Below are 20,416 nucleotides of genomic sequence, written 5' to 3'. Positions count from 1 at the left end.
TCCTACGAAAGGAAGTAGTTATGTTATCTCAACCTATTTTTGGCGATCGCTCTCTGACCCAAGTCTTTTATCAAGCAGTAATCGCTCGCTTCTACGACGGTTTCAGTCTCTCCACCCAAGCACTATTACGAGAGTGTACCCTTGGCTTCGCTCCTTGTCCCGATGGAGTCAAAACCTTTTTCATCATCGCGCCGAGTCTCGATGCAGCAGAGCAACTAATGGAAAAAATGGACAGTATTTTGGAGCGAGTTGCCGAACTCATGGCTGGAGTCGGACAAGTTGCCCTGTGCATAGTTCCCCCCGGCAACGAAGCAGAGCAACCGGTCGATCTGCAAGACTTAGAAAAAGTTCCCCCAGATTGTCTGGCTTGCAAATTCTTTACAATTATATGGGCCGATGCTGCGGCCGATCGATAAAATTGACAGTTAGCAACCAGCAACTAAACACGGTTCGGCCCAAGCTGTGCCAGTGGTGGCGCGGGGTAGATTGTCTGTTAGTTACAGTCCCTGGAATTATCGGGCAAAGCGTGTAGGTAATTCGATCGTTGGCAAGGTTGCACTCGCAATCCTTGGCAAGTGTCAAACAAGCAGACAAAATATATATCAAAAGCCCGCTTGTCAGTCGCTCAAATTTTTACCTGCCGGCTCCAACAGCCGTGCATCTACTTTTTACATTCCCAATAAAGGCCACCAAAAAGCCGCATCAACTCTCCTGGGTGTCTCGCTTCAAAAGACAGCAGCCGGAATTAGGCGGAATCGCTGGAACATAAAGTTTTGCGAAATATCCGCTCATGTTCAGAATAAGCAGAAATATTCTCAAAAATAGATAAGAGTTCCGCAGGTTTACCTCAGAAACCCGGTTTCTAGCCCCGCGCTTCCTATTCGCGGTTCGCTGGGAAATTGACAAAAAATAAGCTGTTTGTGGAAGAGTCACTAGCTAGAAACAGAGCAAAGCTTTACTCAAAAAAAGAGCAGTTTTCCAGCGACACCCCTGGCAGTGCAGAGCGATCGTACCACAGGCTCATAGAATTTGTTAAAAATTTTAGTTGAAAATTTGAATTATTAAATTTTATGCCTAACATTGGGGATAAAATCTAAGATTGAAATTCTCAAATCTGAAATCAAGGCATTATGGTAAAACTGACACCAAACCCCAGCTTTAGTTTAACAATTCGGGTTGCTCTGCCGAATCGGCCGGGAATGCTGGCAAGCGTCACCAGTGCGATCGCATCTGTCGGCGGCAACTTCGGTCAAATCGACTTGATCGAGCAAACCCGCGCCACGACCGTTCGCGATATCACCGTCGATGCTTACAGCCTCGAACACAACGAAGAAATATTGCAAGTAGTGAAAGCGCTGCCGGATATCAAAGTGATCGATGTGTACGATCGCACTTTCAACTTGCACCGCGGCGGAAAAATCAGCGTAGTTAGCAAAATTTCCCTCAAACGCCAGTCAGATTTGGCAATGGCATACACCCCTGGAGTCGGCCGCATCTGCACTGCGATCGCCAATGACCCCCAACAAGTTTACAACCTCACAATCAAACAAAATACTGTTGCCATTGTTACCGATGGTAGCGCAGTTTTGGGACTAGGAAACCTCGGCCCTGCTGCCGCACTGCCAGTCATGGAAGGCAAAGCCATGCTATTTAAAGAATTTGCAGGTATTGACGCCTTTCCTATCTGTTTGAACACCCAAGATACCGAGGAAATTATTCGCACAGTGCAGAATATCGCCCCGGTTTTTGGCGGCGTTAACCTCGAAGATATTTCTTCTCCCCGCTGCTTTGAAATCGAAGCAAGATTGCGGGAAACCTTAGATATTCCGATTTTTCACGACGACCAGCACGGCACGGCGATTGTTAGTTTGGCAGCATTAATTAATGCCTTGAAAATCGTCAAAAAAACAATAGAAGAAGTGTGTATCGTGATTAACGGAGCCGGTGCGGCCGGAGTCGCGATCGCCCGGTTGCTGCGTAAAGCAGGTGCCCAAAACATCATCATGTGCGACTCCAAAGGCGTCCTTTCCCAAGACCGCACGGATATGAACCCAGAAAAACTAGAATTTGCCGTGCCTTCGAGCGGTACTTTGGAAGATGCGATCGCCGGTGCCGATGTATTTTTAGGCGTCAGCGCCCCCGGGGTAGTCACCCGATCGATGGTGCGTTCGATGGCTGAGAATCCAATTGTTTTTGCAATGGCAAATCCCATTCCCGAAATTCAGCCCGAATTAATTATGGAAGATGCGGCGATCATTGCCACCGGACGTAGCGACTACCCGAATCAAATTAACAATGTTTTGGCATTTCCGGGGATATTTCGAGGTGCTTTGGACTGCAAAGCTGCCACGATTACGACCAGTATGTATTTGGAAGCAGCTTATGCGATCGCCTCTTTAGTCAGTCCATCCCAGCTTGACAAAGAGCACATTATACCGTCTGTTTTTGACGAAAGAGTTGCCATTGCTGTCGCCGGTGCAGTGCAGTTGGCCGCCCGCTCCGAAGGTATTGCCCGCGATTAATTGAAGAAAGAAGGAAGAAGGAAGAGGGCCTTCTTCCCTCAACCCTCAGCATCCATCCGTTAAATCCGTTAAATCTCTTATACAATCTGTTGCTGAACTTCCTTCTTCCCTCTTCCTTAATGAAGGATAAAAGTTACACTAATAAACAAGATAAAAAGATATAATTAAATAACTTAAGCCCAGCTATGTTCAGATGCAAAGCCAGTTAGGAAAAGCCAAGCGCGATCGCTCCCGCCGCCAATTGTTAGAACTAAGCCCGCTCGGGCTGGCATTGTGCCGGACAGACGGGACTTTTATCGACGTAAATCTAGCTTTTGCAAGTATTATCGGCCGCACAGTTGCAGAAACTCTTCACATCAACTACTGGGAAATTCAGCAAACGCAGTGCGCGGGCCGAGAAAAATATCTACCAAGTCAAGCAAAAAATAGCTGCACGGGCCTGTGCGAAGCAGCATACAAACATAAAAACAACCATCTCGTACCCGTGCGAGTTTCTGAGCGGACAATTGAAACAGGGGGAGAGTGCGCGATTTGGCTGAGCGCTGAAGAAATCTTTAATTCTGAGCCTGAAAATAGCGATCCGCTGGAATCAGCGCCGCCGCAGTGCAGTTCACATCTGGAAAAATTGCTGACAAAGCAGACTGCCGAACTCGAAAAAACTCAGAAACTACTCGAAGAAAAAATCGCCGAACTGGAACAGGCTCAAGAAAGATTGCGTCTCCAAAGTCAAATTATCGACCAACTTCACGAGTCGGTGATTTCAACAGATATGGACGGCTTGATCGGTATGTGGAATCAAGCCTCCCAAAAGTTATACGGCTATCAAAAAACTGAGGCTATCGGACAGCATATTTCTCTAATTTACTCCCCTGAACAGCACGAATTTTTGTTAGATCAAGTCATCAAACCGCTACCAAAAGAAGGCGATCCTGAAATAGAAGTTATCACACGCCGTAAATCTGGAGAAAATTTTTACTCGCACCTAATGCTTTCGCTATTGAAAGACAACACGGGAGAAGTTGTCGGGATGATTTGCTGTTTAACAGATCTCAGCGATCGCAAAGCTTTAGAACAAGAATTAGCACAGAGACAAGCACTATTTGATGCCTTTTTTCAAGAGGCGCCTGCGGGACTTTGCATTTTGGACTCCCAACTGCGCTACGTGCAAATTAATCAATTTTTAGCAGAAATAAATTGCCTGAGTCCAGCAGAGCACATCGGCAAGACTGTACGCGAAATATTGCCAAATATCGCTCCAATAATAGAGCCTTTGTACGAAGAAATTTTGAGGACGAAACAACCCTTAATTAACATCGAGATGAGTGGTGACAATCCAAGAAAGCCGGGGTTTGTGCGACACCTGACAGGCTCTTATTTTCCCCTGCTCGACCAAGATGGCGAGGCGTTCGGCATCGGTGCAGTCATAATTGACATTACCGATCGCAAACTTGCAGAAGCAGCACTGCAAAAAAGCGAACAGCTTTACCGCACTATGGCAAGCAACTTTCCTAACGGCGCGGTGATGTTGTTCGATCGAGAAATGCGCTTCACCCTGGTAGAAGGTAGAGAACTAGCAGCAGTCGGGCTTTCCAAAGAATTGATGGAAGGCAAGACAATCTGGGAAGTATTCGAGCCAGATTTTTGCGGTGCCCTCGAGCCAAATTATCGGGCGGCACTGGCAGGAGAAACAGTTGTTACAGAATTTACTTATCGCGATCGCATCTACCTCGGTTATACTTTGCCCGTCAGAAACGAACGGCAAGAAATCATCGGCGGATTGCTAATGACTCAAAACATTACCGCTCGTCAATTAGCAGAAGAAGCGCTCAGGGAAAGCGAGGAAAAATACAGGTGCATTGTCGAGACAGCAGACGAAGGAATTTGGATGATAGATACGGAGGGTAAAACTTCTTTTGTCAACAACAAAATGGCTGATATGCTCGGCTGCACTCCAGAAGAAATGATCGGGCAGTCGCTATTTGCTTTCATGGATGCAGAAGGCATCGCACTCGCACAAGCCAATCTCAACCGCCGCCGTGAAGGAATTCGCGAACAGCTCGATTTTAAGTTCCGTCGCCGAGACGGCAGCGACTTGTGGGCGATAGTTTCTACTAATTCCTTGGCAGATAAACAGGGACGTTATGTGGGCGCTTTGGCAATGGTTGCCGACATTACCGATCGCAAGCAAACAGAAGCCGCCTTGCAGCAGTCGGAATCCAAATTTCGATCGCTCTACGAATTAACCAGTTTGCCCGTTTTGATGTTATATGAAAAGGCGATCGCAGATGCCAACACAGCCACCCTCAAACTATTTGGCTGCACCGCCCCGCAACAGTTGTACGGCAAAAACCCCGCCCAATTGTCGCCTCCTTTCCAACCCAACGGCAGAGATTCTTTGAGTTTGGTCGGCGAAATGATGGATCTCGCTTTTGAGCGGGGAAAGCACCGTTTTGATTGGGTTCATCGGCGCTTAGACGGTACTGATTTTCCCGCCGAAGTGGTGCTGACAGTCATCGAGGTAGGAAATGAAAAAATTATCCAAGCAGTGATCCAAGATTTAACCGATCGCAAACTTGCAGAAGAAATTTTAGTGCGATCGGAACAAGCGCTCAGGCAGCAAGCTCAGCGAGAACAACTGCTAAATCAAATTGCCAATCAAATCCGCACTTCTTTAGATTTAGACACAATTTTAGAAACCGCCGTTCAAGAAATTCGCAATCTGATGCACCTAGATTGGTGCATCTTCACTTGGTATCGCCCCAACAGCAATCCTCCCGTTTGGGACGTAACTTACGAAGCCAAGAATGCAGATTTGCCGAGTATACTCGGCACTTATCCTGTAGACGACAAATCTAGTCTCGCAGTGGGACACATTTTGCGGCGAGAAATTCTGCGAATTGATGATGTCAGCACTTTTGAAGATGTAGAATTGCGCGAAGTTTTGCAGGGTTCAAATTTTAATTCAGTCCTGTCGCTGCCAATTTATACTGCTTCCGGGGATATTGGGGCGATTACGTGCTATCAAACCCTGTCCATGCGAAATTGGAGCGCATCGGAAGTCGAACTGATGCAAGCAGTGGTCGCTCAAATTGCGATCGCGATCGACCACGCCGAACTCTACACCCAAACCCGCACAGCGGCCCGATTAGCTCAAGCTCAAACTCAACAACTAGAACAAACTTTGCAGGATCTCCAACGCACCCAAACTCAATTAATTCAAAGTGAAAAAATGTCGAGTTTGGGACAGTTAGTAGCAGGTGTCGCCCACGAAATTAACAACCCGGTTAATTTTATCTACGGAAATCTCAGCTACACTAGCGAATACACTCAAAACCTGCTCAAAATGTTGCAACTTTACCAGAAAGAATACCCGCAGCCTAGCGCAAGAATTGTAAAGGCAAGGGAAGACTTTGAAATTGATTATCTTATTGAAGATTTACCGAAAATTTTAGCATCTATGAAAGTCGGAGCAGATCGCATCCGCGATATAGTTTTGAGCCTGCGGACTTTCTCAAGACTCGATGAAGCCGAAATGAAACAAGTTGACATTCACGAGGGCCTTGAAAGCACGGTGCTGATTTTGCAAAACCGCCTGAAACATAAACCAGAGCACCCGACAATTAATCTGATTAAAGAATACGGTAATTTGCCTTTAGTTGAATGTTATCCCGGTCAGTTAAATCAAGTATTTATGAATTTGTTGAGCAATGCGCTCGACGCCGTGGAAATGGAGAGGAATAAATCCGATCGCACGGCTAAAAATCTCGCAATTACGATTCGCACCGAAGTAAGTGACAATAACTGCGTTCTAATACGGATAGCTGACAGCGGCCCCGGGATGAGCGAAGATGTGAAAAAGCGCTTGTTTGACCCGTTTTTCACTACTAAACCAATTGGCAAAGGAACTGGCTTAGGATTGGCGATTTCGCACTCTATTATAGTAGAAAAACACGGCGGCAAGCTTTCTTGCAATTCTGTATTGGGAGAAGGTTCCGAATTTGCGATCGAGATTCCTCTGCGGCAAAAAAGGAATTAAAACCCGTTACATCGGTATCAGATCATCTCCCGTCAATCGACCAGATTTGATAGGATTCAAATCTTACCCTTTACCAACAGACGCACACCACCAGCGGGTGCCATTGTCAAACCGCGGCGTACCGGCAAAACCGGACGATTTTCTGCAAGTTCTAAAGAGTATCGTGACAGCACTTTCGCCAATACTAACTTCATTTCAAACATGGCAAATGCCGTGCCAATACAGCGGCGGTTCCCTCCCCCAAACGGTAAATATTCGTAAGCCGAAAATTGCCTTTCTAGAAAACGTTCTGGTTTAAAACGCTTTGGTTCCGGGTAAATATCCGGTCGCTGGTGAACCAAATAAATACAGAGAGAAAGTATCATTCCTTTGGGAATATTAAAACCCATTAACTGCATGGGAGCTTGCAGAAGGCGCGGAAATGTAAAAAATAGGATCGGATAAATCCGCAGCGTTTCGCAACAGACAGCATTCAAATACGGGAGTTTAGTTATTTCCGCCGGGTCGCAATTTTCGACATCCATAGAATTGAGTTCTTGCAGCAGTTTTTCACGGACTTCTGGGATGTAGTGAATCCAATACAAAGCCCAGGCTAAAGCTGTGGCTGTAGTTTCGTGTCCTGCGAATAACATTGTCATTAATTCATCCCGCAATTCAACGTCGCTCATCGGCTGTCCTGCTTCGTCACGAGCTGAAATTAACAAGCTCAGGATGTCTTCGCCCAATGGTTTAGACTGAGTTTTGCGTTCGCGAATTTCTTGATAAAGCAGTTCATCTAAACGCTGTCTTTGTCGAATAAATCCTCCCCAAGGACTCCAAGCACCTAAATCTTTTTGCAACGACTTGATAAACAAAAAGGTAGCGCTTAATGGATTGCTAAACAGGCTGAACATATTAGTAATTAGTTGCTGAATTTGCTGGTAGCGTTCTCCTTCGCTCAACCCAAAAACCGCGTGCAAAATTACTTCCAAGGAAATTTCCTGCATAGTTGATTGCGCGATAACCGAGTTACCAGGAGTCCAATTATTAATTACTTTTTCGGTGGTATTGCAGATGATTTGTCCGTAAGCTTTCATGCGTTCACCGTGAAAAGGTGGCATTAAAAGTTTGCGCTGCTGCAAATGTCGATCGCCATCTAACAACAATAAAGAATTCGGGCCTACTAAAGGTAGCGCTATCTGGTTTCCCGTACCGGATTCAAAGAGTTTAGAATCGGCTGTAAAAATTTCTTGAATAGCTTGAGGATTGCTAATAATTACTTGCGGCGGAAAGTTGCTGAATTTGCTGGTAAAAAGGTCGCCGTAGCGTTTATAATTACTATCTAAATAATACAGAGGATTTAAAATTCCCCCCACTGTCTGAACAAATCGATTGTCTTTAGGGCCGTCTAGCAATTTGTTGATATCCTGATTTTGAGAGTGAGAGTTTTTGGTGGGGATAGTCATTTGTTTTCCTCCTAGTTTTAGGGTTTCACAGGACTAATCAAAGCATAAGTCTTATTCCAAAAAACTCTCAAATCCCTCAGCTATTGAAAAATAGTACGCGGTAGGCATCATAAATTAGTACGGCAATAGTAGGATACAGAGTAACTCCCAGGCCAAAAGCTCGTTCGATCGGCTCTTTGAGATAGCCTATCCAAAACGCTATTCTTCCGAAAACAAACAAAGTTGCCAAAATTGGAATCAGCTTGATGCTGTAAGTATCTAAAAAGGTAGAAAGAATTAAACTCCCTACAAAAAACAGCACAAATTGCTCTAGAGTGTTGCTTAGATAACGCACATTAATCCGCATTGCTTCTGATTCGGCATTTGCTAAAGGGTTGATGGCTGGGCTGCTAAATCTACCATTACCAACTGCAACGATGCCTGCAAATAACATCAGTACCGGAAAAATTTGGCAGCGAAGGCTGAAAATTAGGCGCGACTCTGGGGTATTTAATAGGGGTAGGGGCAGCGCTATCAAAAAATAACCAATTAGTACAAAAGTAAGGCAGAAGATTAAGGCAGAAATGCCTCGCCAAACAACTATTTGCTGTTGTGGATTGAAGCTGAGTAAATTAATCATTGTTTACAGAAACCTTATTCTAACTTTTTTTATCTAGAGATTTTAAGTAAACCCGATCGCACCTTGGCGTCTCCACACCCGTTGTCGGTAGATATCCGCTATTTTCGTACATTTTCACAGCTTCCTTGAGAATGCTCGCAGTTTCTATCCAGATTTCCTCAAAGCCACGAGCGATAATTTTACTTTCCAATTCTTGCAGTAAAAATTTCCCCAAACCCTGTCCTCTTGCTGCGGGCAAAATATACATTTTGCGAATTTCCACAGCATTCTTACCGCGCTCAATCGGATAATAAGCGGCTGTACCCACTATTTTATCCTGCCGTTCAACTACCCAAAATTCACCGCCTTGATTATGATAATGTAGTTCTACATCATAGACATCTCGATCTGCCCCGTGAGGTTCGCATTTTAAACCGTACTCTGCTAAAACATCCCTAATTAAATAGAACGCCTCAGCGCGATCGCGCGTTTCCCAGGAACGAATTAAAAAATCCAGATGTTGGGTTTTCATTGGTGGTTGCAACTTAATATTTATTTTTTGACTTTAGCAACTGTAAACTTACTAATTCTTTGTGTTTTACAGTTTTTAAATGCAGCTAACTTTTAACTGTGAATTCTCGGTTCAGGATGAAGAATGGCCAGTAACTCGCTCTCTACTAATGATAATTCCTCCAGTCTGTCAATCACAAGAGCGCGATCGAAATAAGTTGTTGCCAAAATCCAATATACACCGTAATGACGCGCCTCCGAAGCCATCAAACTGCGGTAAAACTTAGCTAATTCCGCGTCGGGACAGCGATCGCCCAGCAACCCCAACCGTTCGTGACTGCGCGCTTCTATCAAACCAGAAACCAACAAAGAATCTAAAAGTCTATCGGGTTCCTGCTTGCGAATTTGGGCGGACAAACCAGCACCGTAGGGAGGTGCAGCCAAAGGGCCTAAAGCAATGCTGCGCTGTTCTAAACGCTGGTTGACTTGCTCGAAATGCTCTAATTCTTCGCGGGCGATCGCCGTTAGCATCCTCACCAATTTTTCCCGGGCTGGGTAGCGAAACATCAAATTTAACGCTACTCCCGCCGCTTTCCGCTCGCAGTGAGAATGGTCTAATAAGATTGTATCCAAATGGGCGATCGCCTGTTCTATCCAAGCTTCCGAAGTCGGCTGTTTTAAAAACTTAATAGTTGATAGTGTTGAAGTCATTAGTCATCAGTCATTAGTCATTAGTCAGCATTTATCCTATTTTACACAATTTTTCAAACACCCCATACATATCACCAGCAAACTTTTTCGGATTCCACACCGGCGACAAATTGGCTGGAGCTTTAGATTTCATCAGCTGTGCTTTAATTGCCTTTCTCAATTCAGGTTCTTTACCCAATTTTATACCAACTTCCACATATTCCGACCAAGACAAAGCCACACCAGTTTCAATTCCCAAAGTCTGCAAAAACGAATAACCCATTCTCGACAAAAATTGCTCTCCTGTGCGAGTCACCACTGGCAAATTAAACCACAAAGCCTCTAAAGTGTGAGTTCCTCCGTTGTAAGGATAAGAATCTAACAAAACATCGGCCAGCAAATAGATAATTCTGTGTTCTTCCTCAGTAGCAAACCTCGGCAAAAACTTAATTCGGTGCTTGCTCACTTTCTCCGCTTCGCAAGCTTGGTGATATGCAGCCTCAAACACGGCAGCATCGCCTAAAGCTTTGTGAATTAAAATACTGTTCGGCACTTCTTTGAGAATCGCAATTTGTGCTTTTACCAACTCGCGATTAAATTTTCTGCCGGGTGCGACGCACAGGTAAACTATCTGATCCAAGCCGATCCGATGCGACCTTCTCAATGCAACGGGATCGACTGCATATCTCTGAAAACCGGACACCGCTACAAAGGAATCAGGCATCCTAATTAGCTGCTCGTCATAATATTTTTCCCGGTCTGCTGGGTGCGAGTGCCAGTCTGTAAGAAAGTAATTTGTCGGCGATATGTAAGGGGCGTCAAATCCCAGCCAAGAAACACAAACTGGTGCGGGTTTTTGGTAGAGAATGTCAGCGTGAACTGGTACGCTGAGAGAATCTAAATCAACTAAAACGTCCAATTCATCTTGCTGAATTTGGTCGATAATTTCGGCGGAATTGGCAAGTCCGTTCGGGTAGGTTTTCGGAAAAGTCATTTTGCCAAAACTTTCAAATTGCTGAGTGCGATCGTCAGGCACAATTCTTTCGGAAGCGTACAAATACAAATTGGGTGTGATGTCTGACAATTCGCGAATGATGTCAGCGCTGCACCAACCTACAGAATGGCGGCTAAAGTGATTGGACAAAAAGCCGATTTTTAACTTGCTGGATGGGGCACTTGGCTTGAAACTGTAATTTGCGGGTTGAGAAAAATTAGGTTTAATACATTGGTCGATATACTTGTGGGCAATTAATCTGTAAAGTTTTGAGTTAGCCGCCAAGTCATCTCGCAAATAGGGCGTGCTGAATAACAAGTTTGCATAAAGCGATTTAATTTCCACCGGGCTAGCGGTTGCTAAGTTGTGCTGCAAGTATGACTCTAGCTCTAAAAATCGATCGCCCGCAATTTGATTTAATCCCGACACTTGATAGGTGCTGATGAAGTAAATCGCGGTCATAATTGAATCGGTTTCGGCACACATTTGGCTGTATTGGTGCACGGCTTGCCGCGCGGCAGCTAAATTGCTAGTATCTCTGAGGATGCCGCACAAATGTTGGTGGGCAGAAATAAAATCAGGTTTAATTTCTAGGGCTTTTTGAAGGTTGGGTATTGCGTCTTTAAATTGACCCTGGTGGCGCAAAACTCGGCCAATTTGACAGTATGCTTCGGCTAAATCGGGTTTGAATGCGATCGCCTGCTGCCATGCAGCCACCGCCTCATCTAACTTGCCTTGCCGCGCTAATTTATCTCCTAAATTTAAGTGAAAATCTACTTGAGCAAGGTGGGGATTGAGTTCGAGAGCTTTTTGCTCGTATGCTACCGCTGCATCCGGCTGTCCCTGCTGTTTCAGTGCCCCTGCCAAATTCCAGTAAGCAGCAGCCAAATTCGGTTTAAGTTCGATCGCCTTTTCGTAATTGACAATAGCCTCCACCAAATGCCCTTGTTTGTAGAGCATACTGCCCAAATTAGCATAAGCCTCAGCAAAATCGGGATTCAGGGCGATCGCCTCGGAATAAAACCGCATCGCTTCCTCAATTTGGCCGCTTGCTTGCTGCACATTGCCCATTGTCACGTAAGCCGCCGCCCAATCCGGTTGCAATTCCAGAGCTCGGCGACAAGCAGCGACGGCTGCTGCTAAATTGCCTTGAGAGTAATAGGTTTCTGCAACGACTGTCAGCGATGCAGCATCTTCAAATTGGGGTGTTTCGGATTGGTTGGGAAAATCGGACTTCATTTGGCGGCCTATCTGTGCTATCAAGTTAAAGGTTGAATCTATATTATTTTGCAGAGTAGCAGTTTTAGCGGAATTACGGGCGATCGTCACACAGAATTTATGAGCGACAAGCAAGCGACACAGCGCCAACATAACATTAAGTGGAAACCAAACCTCCTGCTGGGGATACTCTTGTTAACCTTAGCAATCCCCTTGCCATTTGCCCAAAAGACTTTCGCACAGCAGCAGCAGACAGCCAGCTTTCGGCAGAAATTATTTCAAACTGCTCTTTATTTCACCCTCTATTTTGAGGGCGGATTCAGCAATCACCCAGCCGATAAGGGCGGCAGAACTTATCGGGGCGTCTTGCAAACGGAATACAACGCCTACCGCTACAGTCGTGGGCTTCCGCCCCTCGACGTGACGCAGATGTCGGAAGCAGAGCTCCTAGAAATTTATAAACATTACTGGGATTCGAGCCTATCGGGCACGATGCAGCCGGCTTTGGCGATCGTCATGTTTGACACCGCCGTTAATTTCGGTATTAATAACTCAATTACCTTTCTTCAGCAAGCCTTAGGATTGCCACAAACGGGAGTTTTTGATGCCCGCACCAAGGAAGCGCTGAAAGGGGCAAATAATAGAAATACCGCGCTGCAAATGATTAATGAACGAATTATTTACCGCTACAAACGGGTGCAAGAAGATCCGAGTCAGATGGCATTTTTCCGGGGTTGGCTGAGTCGAGATTATAGTTTGTGGGGCTATGTTAATAAGATTAAGTAGTTGACAGTTGATTGTTGACAGTTGACAGTTGATTGTTATTTCTTATTCTATATTTGTGGAACAGGCATCTTGCCTGTTGCTGATATTTGTGTAACAGGCATCTTGCCTGTTTTCTATAAATTATCGGCTATGAAATTCTACTTGGTTTTCGAGAATTCGCACATTATAACGAGCTAGAAAATCTTGTCCTAAAAGCCCATAGGTTATCCGATTATCACCGATCGCAATTTGAATGTTGCATACAACGGCAGTTTGCACTGCTAAAGATTGCACCCAACCTAAGTCAAACGTTACAACGCTACCATCAGCAATCATCGACTGACAGGTTCCAGACGGCACAATTTTTAGGAGCTCGGCCATTTGTTTCGTAATTAGTGTCCTGCTTGCTCCTGTATCCAAAAGCAGATCGAATGTAAAAGCACAACCATTATTTAAGACAACTTCAACTATTGGAACTCGTCCCCAACGATATTTAATCGGCACTCGAATGATGCTTGCTTCCGCCGCTTTTTTAGCTTGCGCGATCGCCTGTTGGTGAGCTTGCCAATTGCCTTGATTGAGCCTTCATCGCGGCCGCTTGCTGGAAATCTGCGATCGCCCCTTCTATATCCCCCGATGCTTCGGCTACGCCCGCGCGACTGGCAAAAGCTTCTGCATCGCGATCGCACATGGCGATCGCATTCGAGTAATCTTTGAAAGCTTTTTCCAAGTCTCCCAGCAAGCGATACCCGTGTCCCCTGTGCAAAAACAGGCGAGTGCGATCGCACCTTTCAAATCCTGGAGTTTTGCGCGCACTTGTGCTCTGGGCCGATAAGCTTGTGCGAACTTAGGATTTTTTTTGATAATGCGATCGAGGCTTTGCAGAGATCCTGCTAAATCTCCAGTTTCTATCTGTTTTAATGCCTTTTGATAATCTGCTTGGCTCATATATTTCTCAGCACATATAAATTGCCGGCCCCTTGAACAATAATAGCTTTTTAAAGGAAGCAGAAGTATGAAAGCAAAAGAACGTAAAACGCTCTCGCGCTTTAGATACCCGACTTCTTAAAGAAGTCGGGTATCTGGGTGTTCTGTTTTTTTAGGTTGGTCTACTTACTTGCCGCAATTAGCAAAAGTAGAGAACAAGTTATAACCTTGAACTTTCCACGCTTGCCATGTATTCCGGGTGCCAAAAAGAATCTGCATAGTTGCATCTCCATCCACGTAGCCTTGCCAACCTAATGCAGCAACTGTTGGGTACTGAGCTGGAAAATCCCCTAACATAGGAGTTGCTTGCGGGCCTAGTTTCCATCCTACCTTTTCGCTAAATTCTTTAATTTCACCTTCGCAACTTTGACAATTTAAACCCTTGCCCGCCTTCTGCCAAATCTCTAACTGCGGGGTCAAACCGTATTTGTTACTGCTGTGTTGCATCCACAATTGGTCGATCGCGCGGAGGTTCGGACAAGACGTGGGGTTGTTGCGGAGTAGAGAGACGGTTTCGCGATCGGCGTCGTCCCATTTCTTAGCTTCTAATAAGGTTTGCAGTTGCCTGAATTCGCTGCTGGTTTCTTGGGCGCTAGCTGAAAAAGCTGGCTGCAAAACAGCAACAGATGCGGTGATGAATACTAGGGTCATTTTTCCCAATTTAAACATGATGCTCCTCCCGGTAAAAGTGATTTAACAAATGATTCGTTTTTAGTGCCTACCTCATTTAGAAGGGCAACCACAGGATTGCCCCTCCGCTGGAGTTAAATCTAAAGCAACACAAAATCCGATGCAGTAATCGAACTATTCAACCCAGTCACAGTTGCCAAAACTTGATCGGTGGATATAACTTTCAGCACTGTTCCTCCCGCAGTTTGACTAATTTCTAACTGCTGGAAAGTCAAACCGTTATCGATCGCAAATTTATCGATACCCACCTCAAAATCAATCACCGTATCCGAGCCGGTACTTGGAGTTAACAAAAAGCGATCGCTCCCAGCACCTCCAATCAGAAAATCGTTGCCATTTTCGCCGCTGAGAAAATCATCTCCTAAACCGCCAAGCAAAGTATCATCTCCCTTGCCACCGTACAAACTGTCATTGCCGATACCGCCGTCCAAACTGTCAGCACCGCGGCCTCCAAATAGGATATCATCGCCACTGCCACCTGTCAGCGTATCGAGTCCCCGCCCACCGTAAATCGTGTCATTGCCGCCGCCACCATCGAGGGAATCACTAGCTTTTCTGGCACTGATAAAATCGTTACCGCTGCCGCCGATTAAAGTATCGCTATCATCAGTACCGACAAGATTTTTGCCCTCAGCGCCGAGAATTTCAGGAGAAGTATTGACAAGTTCCACATCACCTTCCACAACTGGAACAGCGGGTTGAGAAGGTGCTGGATTTCCTTGAATTTTGGCAGTTAAAAATTCGCCAGTATTTTCGGAAACTACCTGTGCAATTGGTTTTGTGCCAGCGGCAGCTTCTTCGAGGGCGATCGAACTTTCACCTAATGTCACCTTTTGGACTTTGGCAATTTCCGAGGGAATAAACTCAGGCAAAAATTTAGATTTAACTTTATCCGTGCTTTGATTTGCCTCAGCCATTACTTTCGCCGCTTCCGGGGCAATTTGGGAAAGTTTTTCAGTGTTGAGATTGGTGTCAATTTCTTTGACCTTGGCAACAGATTGCTGGATAATGCTTTCTACCTGTGCCGCATCGCTCAAATCCAGGGAACCACCGGATTGAATTTTACTGTTAATTGCCCCGACAACAGCTTTGACGATCGCAGCATTGTCCGCCGTAGATGCACCGTCTATGAGGCTGCTGGTTTGGGTGATGACGTTTTGGACTTTTGTCATGGCGACTAGAGTTTCAACGCCGCCCGGTTCATTTTTGGCTGTAGAGGCGATCGGATCTAAGTCTAATAAGTCAACTCCTGCAGGAATAGACAGAGTAGATTTAACTTTTGACTCCGCTTCACTCTGCGTCATTCCCCCAGCCATCAAATCAGTTACCAAACTGGTTAATAGAGTAACCACAGCGGCATCCGCAGGTGCAGAAACAGGAGTTTCCAGCGGCAAACCAGTGGCAGTATCCGTCCCGCCAAAAGCCACTAAATTTCCTTCTTCTGCGTCAAAAATTCCATTTTTATTCGTATCAAAACTGTCCGGGATATCGAGTTCGTATTCGCCATTAGCATCAGTCGTTGCAGACGGTTCGCTAGCATCCTTTACCCCGTTTTTGTTAGCATCAAAAAAGATAGTCGCACCCTCAATATAACCATCAATTACCACACCCGTTTGACGAGATCTTAACAGGATGACATCGCTAGCAGTTGCACCAGCTTTGTCGGTGACAGTTAACTTAATCGCCAGAGACTGCCTTTGAGTATTGTCGCCGCTGAAAGTACGGGTATTGGGATCGAAAGTCAGCCAAGTTGGTAAAGGTTGACCATCCTCCAGAGTTGCTGAATAAGTCAGTTTGTCGCCCGGATCTGGATCGGTAAATGCCTTTTCTGGAACCGTATACTCAAATTTCGACGACTTGCTGACACTCACATTGCTGAAGCGCCAGGGAGTTGTTTCTGGGCCTTCGTTTAGCTGCGGCGGGCGGTTAATTGTAGTTGGAGTTGGTGGAGTTGGTGGAGTTGGTGGAGTTGGTGGAGTTGGTGGAGTTGGTGGAGTTGGTGGAGTTGGTGGAATTGGTGGAATTGGTGAAGTTGGTGTTGGAGTAGCGGACGTGTTGCCAGGAGTGTCATCGTCTATAATCGTACCCTTAGCGGTAGCAGTAGTAATGGTAGGTTTGGGGCCTGGTGCGATCGGATTTGACAAAGTAACGATAATGTCTTCATTGCTTTCTGGTAATGTATCGCCCAAGACATCCATAATTAGGGTTTTGGATGTTTCACCCGGAGCAAAATCGATCGTGCCTTTAATACCAGTTGCCTCAGAAGTCCCACCAATATTGTTGTAATCGCTGCCGTTAGTAGCATTGCCAGTAATGTCATAACTAACACTGCTGCTAAATTCAAGATTGCCACTGCGAGTCACCGTGAAAATGGGATTTTTTACACCGGTGTTGCCTTCAGTATCGCTAGCAGCATTGATAGTAATAGCGTAAGAAACGGCCTGATTAGCGTCTAAATCGTTGAGCAAAACCCTGATATCTCCAAGGGTGTTGCCAACTATATCGTCCTGTTTATCTGCGTTAAGGTCTACTATGACAGGGTTGAGACCAGTGTAGGGAACCTCGTCGTAAGTGTTGAAGCCGCCCGTACCGTCTCCCCACAAAATGAAGGTCGAAATGACATCAGAAACTGCTAAATCAAGTTTGGCATCAGCATTAAAGTCTGCCAGGGTAAGTGAAGAGGGGTTCACTCCTCCATAAGCACTGGTGGTAGAACCAAAGCTACCCTTGCCATCTCCAAATAAAATAGAAACGCTGTTTGAGGCGCTATTTGGAGTTACTAAGTCAAGGTTGCCGTCGTTGTTCACGTCTCCCACATCTATAGAAGTGGGGGATTTTCCTACATCAAAGTTCGTGGCTTTGCCGAAACTACCTTTGCCATCTCCCAACAGTACGGAAATATTATTAGAGTTCTGGTTTGCAGTTGCTAAATCGAGCTTGCCATCGCGGTTAAAGTCTGCCACAACGATGCCGCTGGGAAATGTTCCCACACTAAAGTTAGTGGGTTTGCCATAGCCGCCCTTGCCATCTGCCAACAGTACGGAAATGTTGTTAGAGTCGGAGTTAATAGTAACTAGGTCAAGCTTGTCATCACCGTTAAAGTCTCCCCAATAGACGAAGGTGGAGGACGAACCCAAATCAAAGTTGGTGGCCGGACTAAAGCTGCCTTTGCCGTCTCCTAATAAGACAGAAAAGCCTTTAGAACTCAAGTTAGTAATGCCTAAATCAAGCTTGCTGTCACCATTAAAGTCTCCGGCAGCAAAGTCGTAAGGATCTACTCCTAAATTAATTTTGGGGCCAAAGTTAAATGTGCCATTGCCATTTCCAAAGAGAATGCCAATGTTGTTTGAGGAAAGATCCATAGTGGCTACGTCAGGCTTACCGTCACCGTTAAAGTCTCCGGCGGTGATATTGGTGACGTAGATTTCTGGATCGTAGTCATTAATTTTAAAGAGTGAGAGAACGTGGCTGTAAGCAGCCAATACCTCTGGTTTCAAGGCTAAAGGTGTTTTGATTTTTCCTGTTTTTATTTCGAGTTCCCAATCGCCGCCGAGGGTCGCACTTCCTGTTAAATTCTGGGAGGCGGCAACGCTGGCTCCGGTTAGTTCGCTCAGCCTTTTGACAAAGGCAATACCTGTATCGCCTGCTGCTACTTGGCATCCATAAAGCAGAATTTCTGGTTGAATCTGTTCTTCCCCAGAGTTTGTGGGCTGCGAATTTTTGATCGCGCCCATTGATGTCGAAAACCACTGCTGTAAAGAAGTTCGATCGCACTCGATGCTGTCTGCATTCAAGTTGCTGCTGCCCAATTGCAAGCAGCCCGGCGATCCGTGGGAAATTATGTGAATTGCGGAGACACTGCGATTTTGCAAGGCTTCTGCTATTTGTTCGACGCCGCTGCGACTTGCATCTAATTGAATGACTTTGATTTCTGGGTTAATGCCGTTGGTTAAGGTTTGGGATTCGGGTACGGCACTGTCGATAAATGCGATCGACTTGGTAATTGTTTGAATCATTGAGTTTGGCATGATACACCTCTAAATAGTTTGCTTAAATTGGGTACAGTCAAATCAGCGATGTGCTAATTTGGCAATGTATTCCTAGTTAAAACTTGTAATTGAGATAATAGCCAAAACTACTTATAACGTCAATTCATAAAAGTCATAACTTAAAGTCATAAAAGTCATATTTGTAAAAATATATTTCAATAAGTAGACAAGCTCTCAAAGTAAAGTTAAATCATGTATAAGCTAAATGCAGCAGTTTTCGGTTGCCCCATCGCAACGCAATCAATACTTGGTAATTGGGAAGTGGAAAGCTGTACATCATCCCTTGAAACTTGCTATTTTAGGACAAAAAAAATGTGCAGAGCCTGTACAAGTAACTTAAGCCATGAAACTATGACGGTAGAAGAAGCCATAATTTTTTTGGACAATCTGGTATACGAACAAACGGAAAAACACCTGAGTCGGCTGCAACAGTCGATAATTCGAGGCGTTGTAGGGGGTTTGACGTACAAAGAAATTCAGCAAAACGATCCGATCGCCCGCGGGTACACAGTGGGCTACCTGGGGCGGTATGTCGGCTACAACTTGTGGAAAGACCTCACCAAGGTACTCAAGCAAGCAGAAATTCTCGGTCAAGAAGAAAGAGTAGTCGGAGCAAATCTTTGGGACTGTATCATGAGAGCTGTAGAACAAGGCACACAACCCGCTAAATCTGTCGATCCGATCTTGCAAAAGCTGCTGCGGATGCGTTACCGAATCAGAGAACATTTGGTCAGCACGGAGTACAGCGATACCTATCTGGCTGAAGATGAAAATTTGCCCGATCGACCTTTGTGCCTCGTCAAGCGCCTGAAAAGCCAGTGTGAGAGAACCAGGCATTTATTCGATCGAGAAACGCGGGTTTTATATCGATTGGGTCAACACGATCGCATCCCGGAATTGTTAGCTCGCTTTGAAGAAGATGGATATTTTTATTTAGTCTATCAATTCATCGAAGGGCAACCGCTGTATCAAGAACTAATCGAAGGTCAACCTTGGGAAGAACATCAGGTTATCGCTTTGTTGAAAGATATCTTGGAAGTGCTTGTTTTTGTTCACAAACAAGATGTAATTCACCGCGACGTTCACCCTCAAAACTTAATCAGGCGGACATATGATGGCAAGATTGTATTAATTGACTTTGGGGCCGTTAAAGAAATCAACACTTCACTTCACAGCATCGGTCAAACGAAATCGCGCGGCGGTACTCAGCAAGATTATATTCCCCCCGAACAAGCCATCGGTTCCCCGAAATTGTGCAGCGACATCTATGCTGTCGGGCTCATCGGGATTCAAGCATTGACAGGAATGCGCCCGAAACAACTCCGAGTTGATAATTTAGGCAATCTCATCTGGCAGAAAAATGCAAGTGTCACCCCGGAGTTGGCTCGCGTTTTAGACCAGATGGTGCTGTACGCTTTCCCCCAGCGTTACCCGTCAGCAACCGAAGCTTTGGAAGCACTTCAAAACTTGGGAGTTAGTTGACTGTTGTCAGTTTACTGTTGACCGTTACCAAATCCGACTTTAATATCCCCTCTTTAGTCCCCCTCTGCGGGGACTTTGTTTGTGTAGTAGCGGTTTTCAACCGCCGAGTCTTATCTGTTGTGCCGATCGCATTTCCCACAGCCACAGCAGCCGGTTTACAATGCGAGTGATCTTGTTGCAGAGTGATTCATCCGCTACCATTATCCCTCGATGTACTGAGTAAAAACACTCGGTCTTGCCGATGAATCGGGCGCCAATTTCCGAAATCGAAGGGACAACGAACAAGGAACAAGGAATTTTTTATTAAAATTTATACATAAAAAATTAGTCAATTCTGCCGAATGCCTTCTACATAGGGCTTGCTGAAAAAGTGAGAAAACAGCATTTAGAAAGATGAGTGAATTCGAGTTCTCCTCGGCAATATAAGTTT

14 protein-coding genes are annotated in these 20,416 nt (G+C 45.4%); 5 read left to right on the top strand and 9 right to left on the bottom strand.

All coding sequences use genetic code 11. The features are described from left to right. Window positions 1-20: 20 nt before the first annotated feature. From QUA70_RS20840 to QUA70_RS20830, 3 genes are all read left to right on the top strand, one after another. Window positions 21-416, top strand: a complete 396-nt coding sequence (locus QUA70_RS20840; RefSeq protein ID WP_333326966.1) for a hypothetical protein — start codon at window positions 21-23, stop codon at window positions 414-416. A gap of 714 nt (window positions 417-1,130) precedes the next feature. After that, the gene (locus QUA70_RS20835) at window positions 1,131-2,522 is read left to right on the top strand and encodes a malic enzyme-like NAD(P)-binding protein (RefSeq protein WP_333349592.1); all 1,392 of its coding nucleotides are present in this window, start codon (window positions 1,131-1,133) and stop codon (window positions 2,520-2,522) included. 193 nt (window positions 2,523-2,715) lie between these two features. Further along, the gene (locus QUA70_RS20830; RefSeq protein WP_333349594.1) at window positions 2,716-6,558 is read left to right on the top strand and encodes a PAS domain S-box protein; all 3,843 of its coding nucleotides are present in this window, start codon (window positions 2,716-2,718) and stop codon (window positions 6,556-6,558) included. Between the two features lie 56 nt (window positions 6,559-6,614). Here the strand turns inward: QUA70_RS20830 and QUA70_RS20825 are convergent, their stop codons facing one another. From QUA70_RS20825 to QUA70_RS20805, 5 genes are all read right to left on the bottom strand, one after another. Then, on the bottom strand, window positions 6,615-8,003 hold the full coding sequence (locus tag QUA70_RS20825; RefSeq protein WP_333349596.1) for a cytochrome P450: 1,389 nt from the start codon (window positions 8,001-8,003) through the stop codon (window positions 6,615-6,617). 76 nt (window positions 8,004-8,079) lie between these two features. Then, a complete protein-coding gene (locus QUA70_RS20820) occupies window positions 8,080-8,622 on the bottom strand; it encodes an MAPEG family protein (RefSeq protein WP_333349598.1) in 543 nt (180 codons plus the stop codon). A 19-nt stretch (window positions 8,623-8,641) separates the two neighbouring features. Further along, a complete protein-coding gene (locus QUA70_RS20815; RefSeq protein ID WP_333349600.1) occupies window positions 8,642-9,133 on the bottom strand; it encodes a GNAT family N-acetyltransferase in 492 nt (163 codons plus the stop codon). Between the two features lie 92 nt (window positions 9,134-9,225). Continuing rightward, window positions 9,226-9,822, bottom strand: coding sequence for a tRNA isopentenyl-2-thiomethyl-A-37 hydroxylase MiaE (locus tag QUA70_RS20810; RefSeq protein WP_333326979.1), 597 nt, complete (start codon window positions 9,820-9,822; stop codon window positions 9,226-9,228). A 31-nt stretch (window positions 9,823-9,853) separates the two neighbouring features. After that, window positions 9,854-12,034, bottom strand: coding sequence for a tetratricopeptide repeat protein (locus tag QUA70_RS20805; RefSeq protein ID WP_333410659.1), 2,181 nt, complete (start codon window positions 12,032-12,034; stop codon window positions 9,854-9,856). 99 nt (window positions 12,035-12,133) lie between these two features. Between QUA70_RS20805 and QUA70_RS20800 the strand changes: the two genes are divergently transcribed. Continuing rightward, window positions 12,134-12,799 carry a glycosyl hydrolase 108 family protein gene (locus QUA70_RS20800; protein WP_333349603.1) on the top strand — a complete coding sequence of 222 codons (666 nt, stop codon included), beginning with the start codon at window positions 12,134-12,136 and terminating at the stop codon, window positions 12,797-12,799. A gap of 120 nt (window positions 12,800-12,919) precedes the next feature. Here the strand turns inward: QUA70_RS20800 and QUA70_RS20795 are convergent, their stop codons facing one another. The 4 genes from QUA70_RS20795 to QUA70_RS20780 all read right to left on the bottom strand — a co-directional run bounded on the left by QUA70_RS20795 (window position 12,920) and on the right by QUA70_RS20780 (window position 18,483). After that, entirely contained in the window at window positions 12,920-13,282 is a 363-nt protein-coding gene (locus QUA70_RS20795; RefSeq protein WP_333326983.1) for a retropepsin-like aspartic protease, read from the bottom strand. Window positions 13,283-13,310: 28 nt separating this feature from the next. Continuing rightward, the gene (locus QUA70_RS20790) at window positions 13,311-13,544 is read right to left on the bottom strand and encodes a hypothetical protein (protein WP_333326985.1); all 234 of its coding nucleotides are present in this window, start codon (window positions 13,542-13,544) and stop codon (window positions 13,311-13,313) included. 347 nt (window positions 13,545-13,891) lie between these two features. After that, window positions 13,892-14,434 (bottom strand): GUN4 domain-containing protein, encoded by a 543-nt coding sequence (locus tag QUA70_RS20785; protein WP_333326987.1) that lies wholly within the window; start codon window positions 14,432-14,434, stop codon window positions 13,892-13,894. A 101-nt stretch (window positions 14,435-14,535) separates the two neighbouring features. After that, window positions 14,536-18,483: a DUF4347 domain-containing protein gene (locus QUA70_RS20780; protein WP_333326989.1), complete on the bottom strand. Its 3,948-nt coding sequence runs from the start codon at window positions 18,481-18,483 to the stop codon at window positions 14,536-14,538. A gap of 372 nt (window positions 18,484-18,855) precedes the next feature. Between QUA70_RS20780 and QUA70_RS20775 the strand changes: the two genes are divergently transcribed. Then, entirely contained in the window at window positions 18,856-19,986 is a 1,131-nt protein-coding gene (locus QUA70_RS20775; protein WP_333349609.1) for a serine/threonine-protein kinase, read from the top strand. Window positions 19,987-20,416: the final 430 nt, after the last annotated feature.

Source organism: Microcoleus sp. LAD1_D5, from assembly GCF_036702115.1.
In the GTDB taxonomy this organism is placed as follows: Bacteria; Cyanobacteriota; Cyanobacteriia; order Cyanobacteriales; family Microcoleaceae; genus Microcoleus.
Note: the sequence above shows the minus strand (reverse complement) of the source record. Positions and strands in the feature narration are given on the sequence as shown.

Bases quoted from the DNA above. Each gene is read 5' to 3' on its own strand.
- QUA70_RS20840 (WP_333326966.1), top strand. From the start codon at position 21: ATGTTATCTCAACCTATTTTTGGCGATCGCTCTCTGACCCAAGTCTTT.
- QUA70_RS20815 (WP_333349600.1), bottom strand. From the start codon at position 9,133: ATGAAAACCCAACATCTGGATTTTTTAATTCGTTCCTGGGAAACGCGC.
- QUA70_RS20805 (WP_333410659.1), bottom strand. From the start codon at position 12,034: ATGAAGTCCGATTTTCCCAACCAATCCGAAACACCCCAATTTGAAGAT.
- QUA70_RS20830 (WP_333349594.1), top strand. From the start codon at position 2,716: ATGCAAAGCCAGTTAGGAAAAGCCAAGCGCGATCGCTCCCGCCGCCAA.
- QUA70_RS20825 (WP_333349596.1), bottom strand. From the start codon at position 8,003: ATGACTATCCCCACCAAAAACTCTCACTCTCAAAATCAGGATATCAAC.
- QUA70_RS20810 (WP_333326979.1), bottom strand. From the start codon at position 9,822: ATGACTTCAACACTATCAACTATTAAGTTTTTAAAACAGCCGACTTCG.
- QUA70_RS20835 (WP_333349592.1), top strand. From the start codon at position 1,131: ATGGTAAAACTGACACCAAACCCCAGCTTTAGTTTAACAATTCGGGTT.
- QUA70_RS20780 (WP_333326989.1), bottom strand. From the start codon at position 18,483: ATGCCAAACTCAATGATTCAAACAATTACCAAGTCGATCGCATTTATC.
- QUA70_RS20775 (WP_333349609.1), top strand. From the start codon at position 18,856: ATGACGGTAGAAGAAGCCATAATTTTTTTGGACAATCTGGTATACGAA.
- QUA70_RS20800 (WP_333349603.1), top strand. From the start codon at position 12,134: ATGAGCGACAAGCAAGCGACACAGCGCCAACATAACATTAAGTGGAAA.
- QUA70_RS20820 (WP_333349598.1), bottom strand. From the start codon at position 8,622: ATGATTAATTTACTCAGCTTCAATCCACAACAGCAAATAGTTGTTTGG.
- QUA70_RS20785 (WP_333326987.1), bottom strand. From the start codon at position 14,434: ATGTTTAAATTGGGAAAAATGACCCTAGTATTCATCACCGCATCTGTT.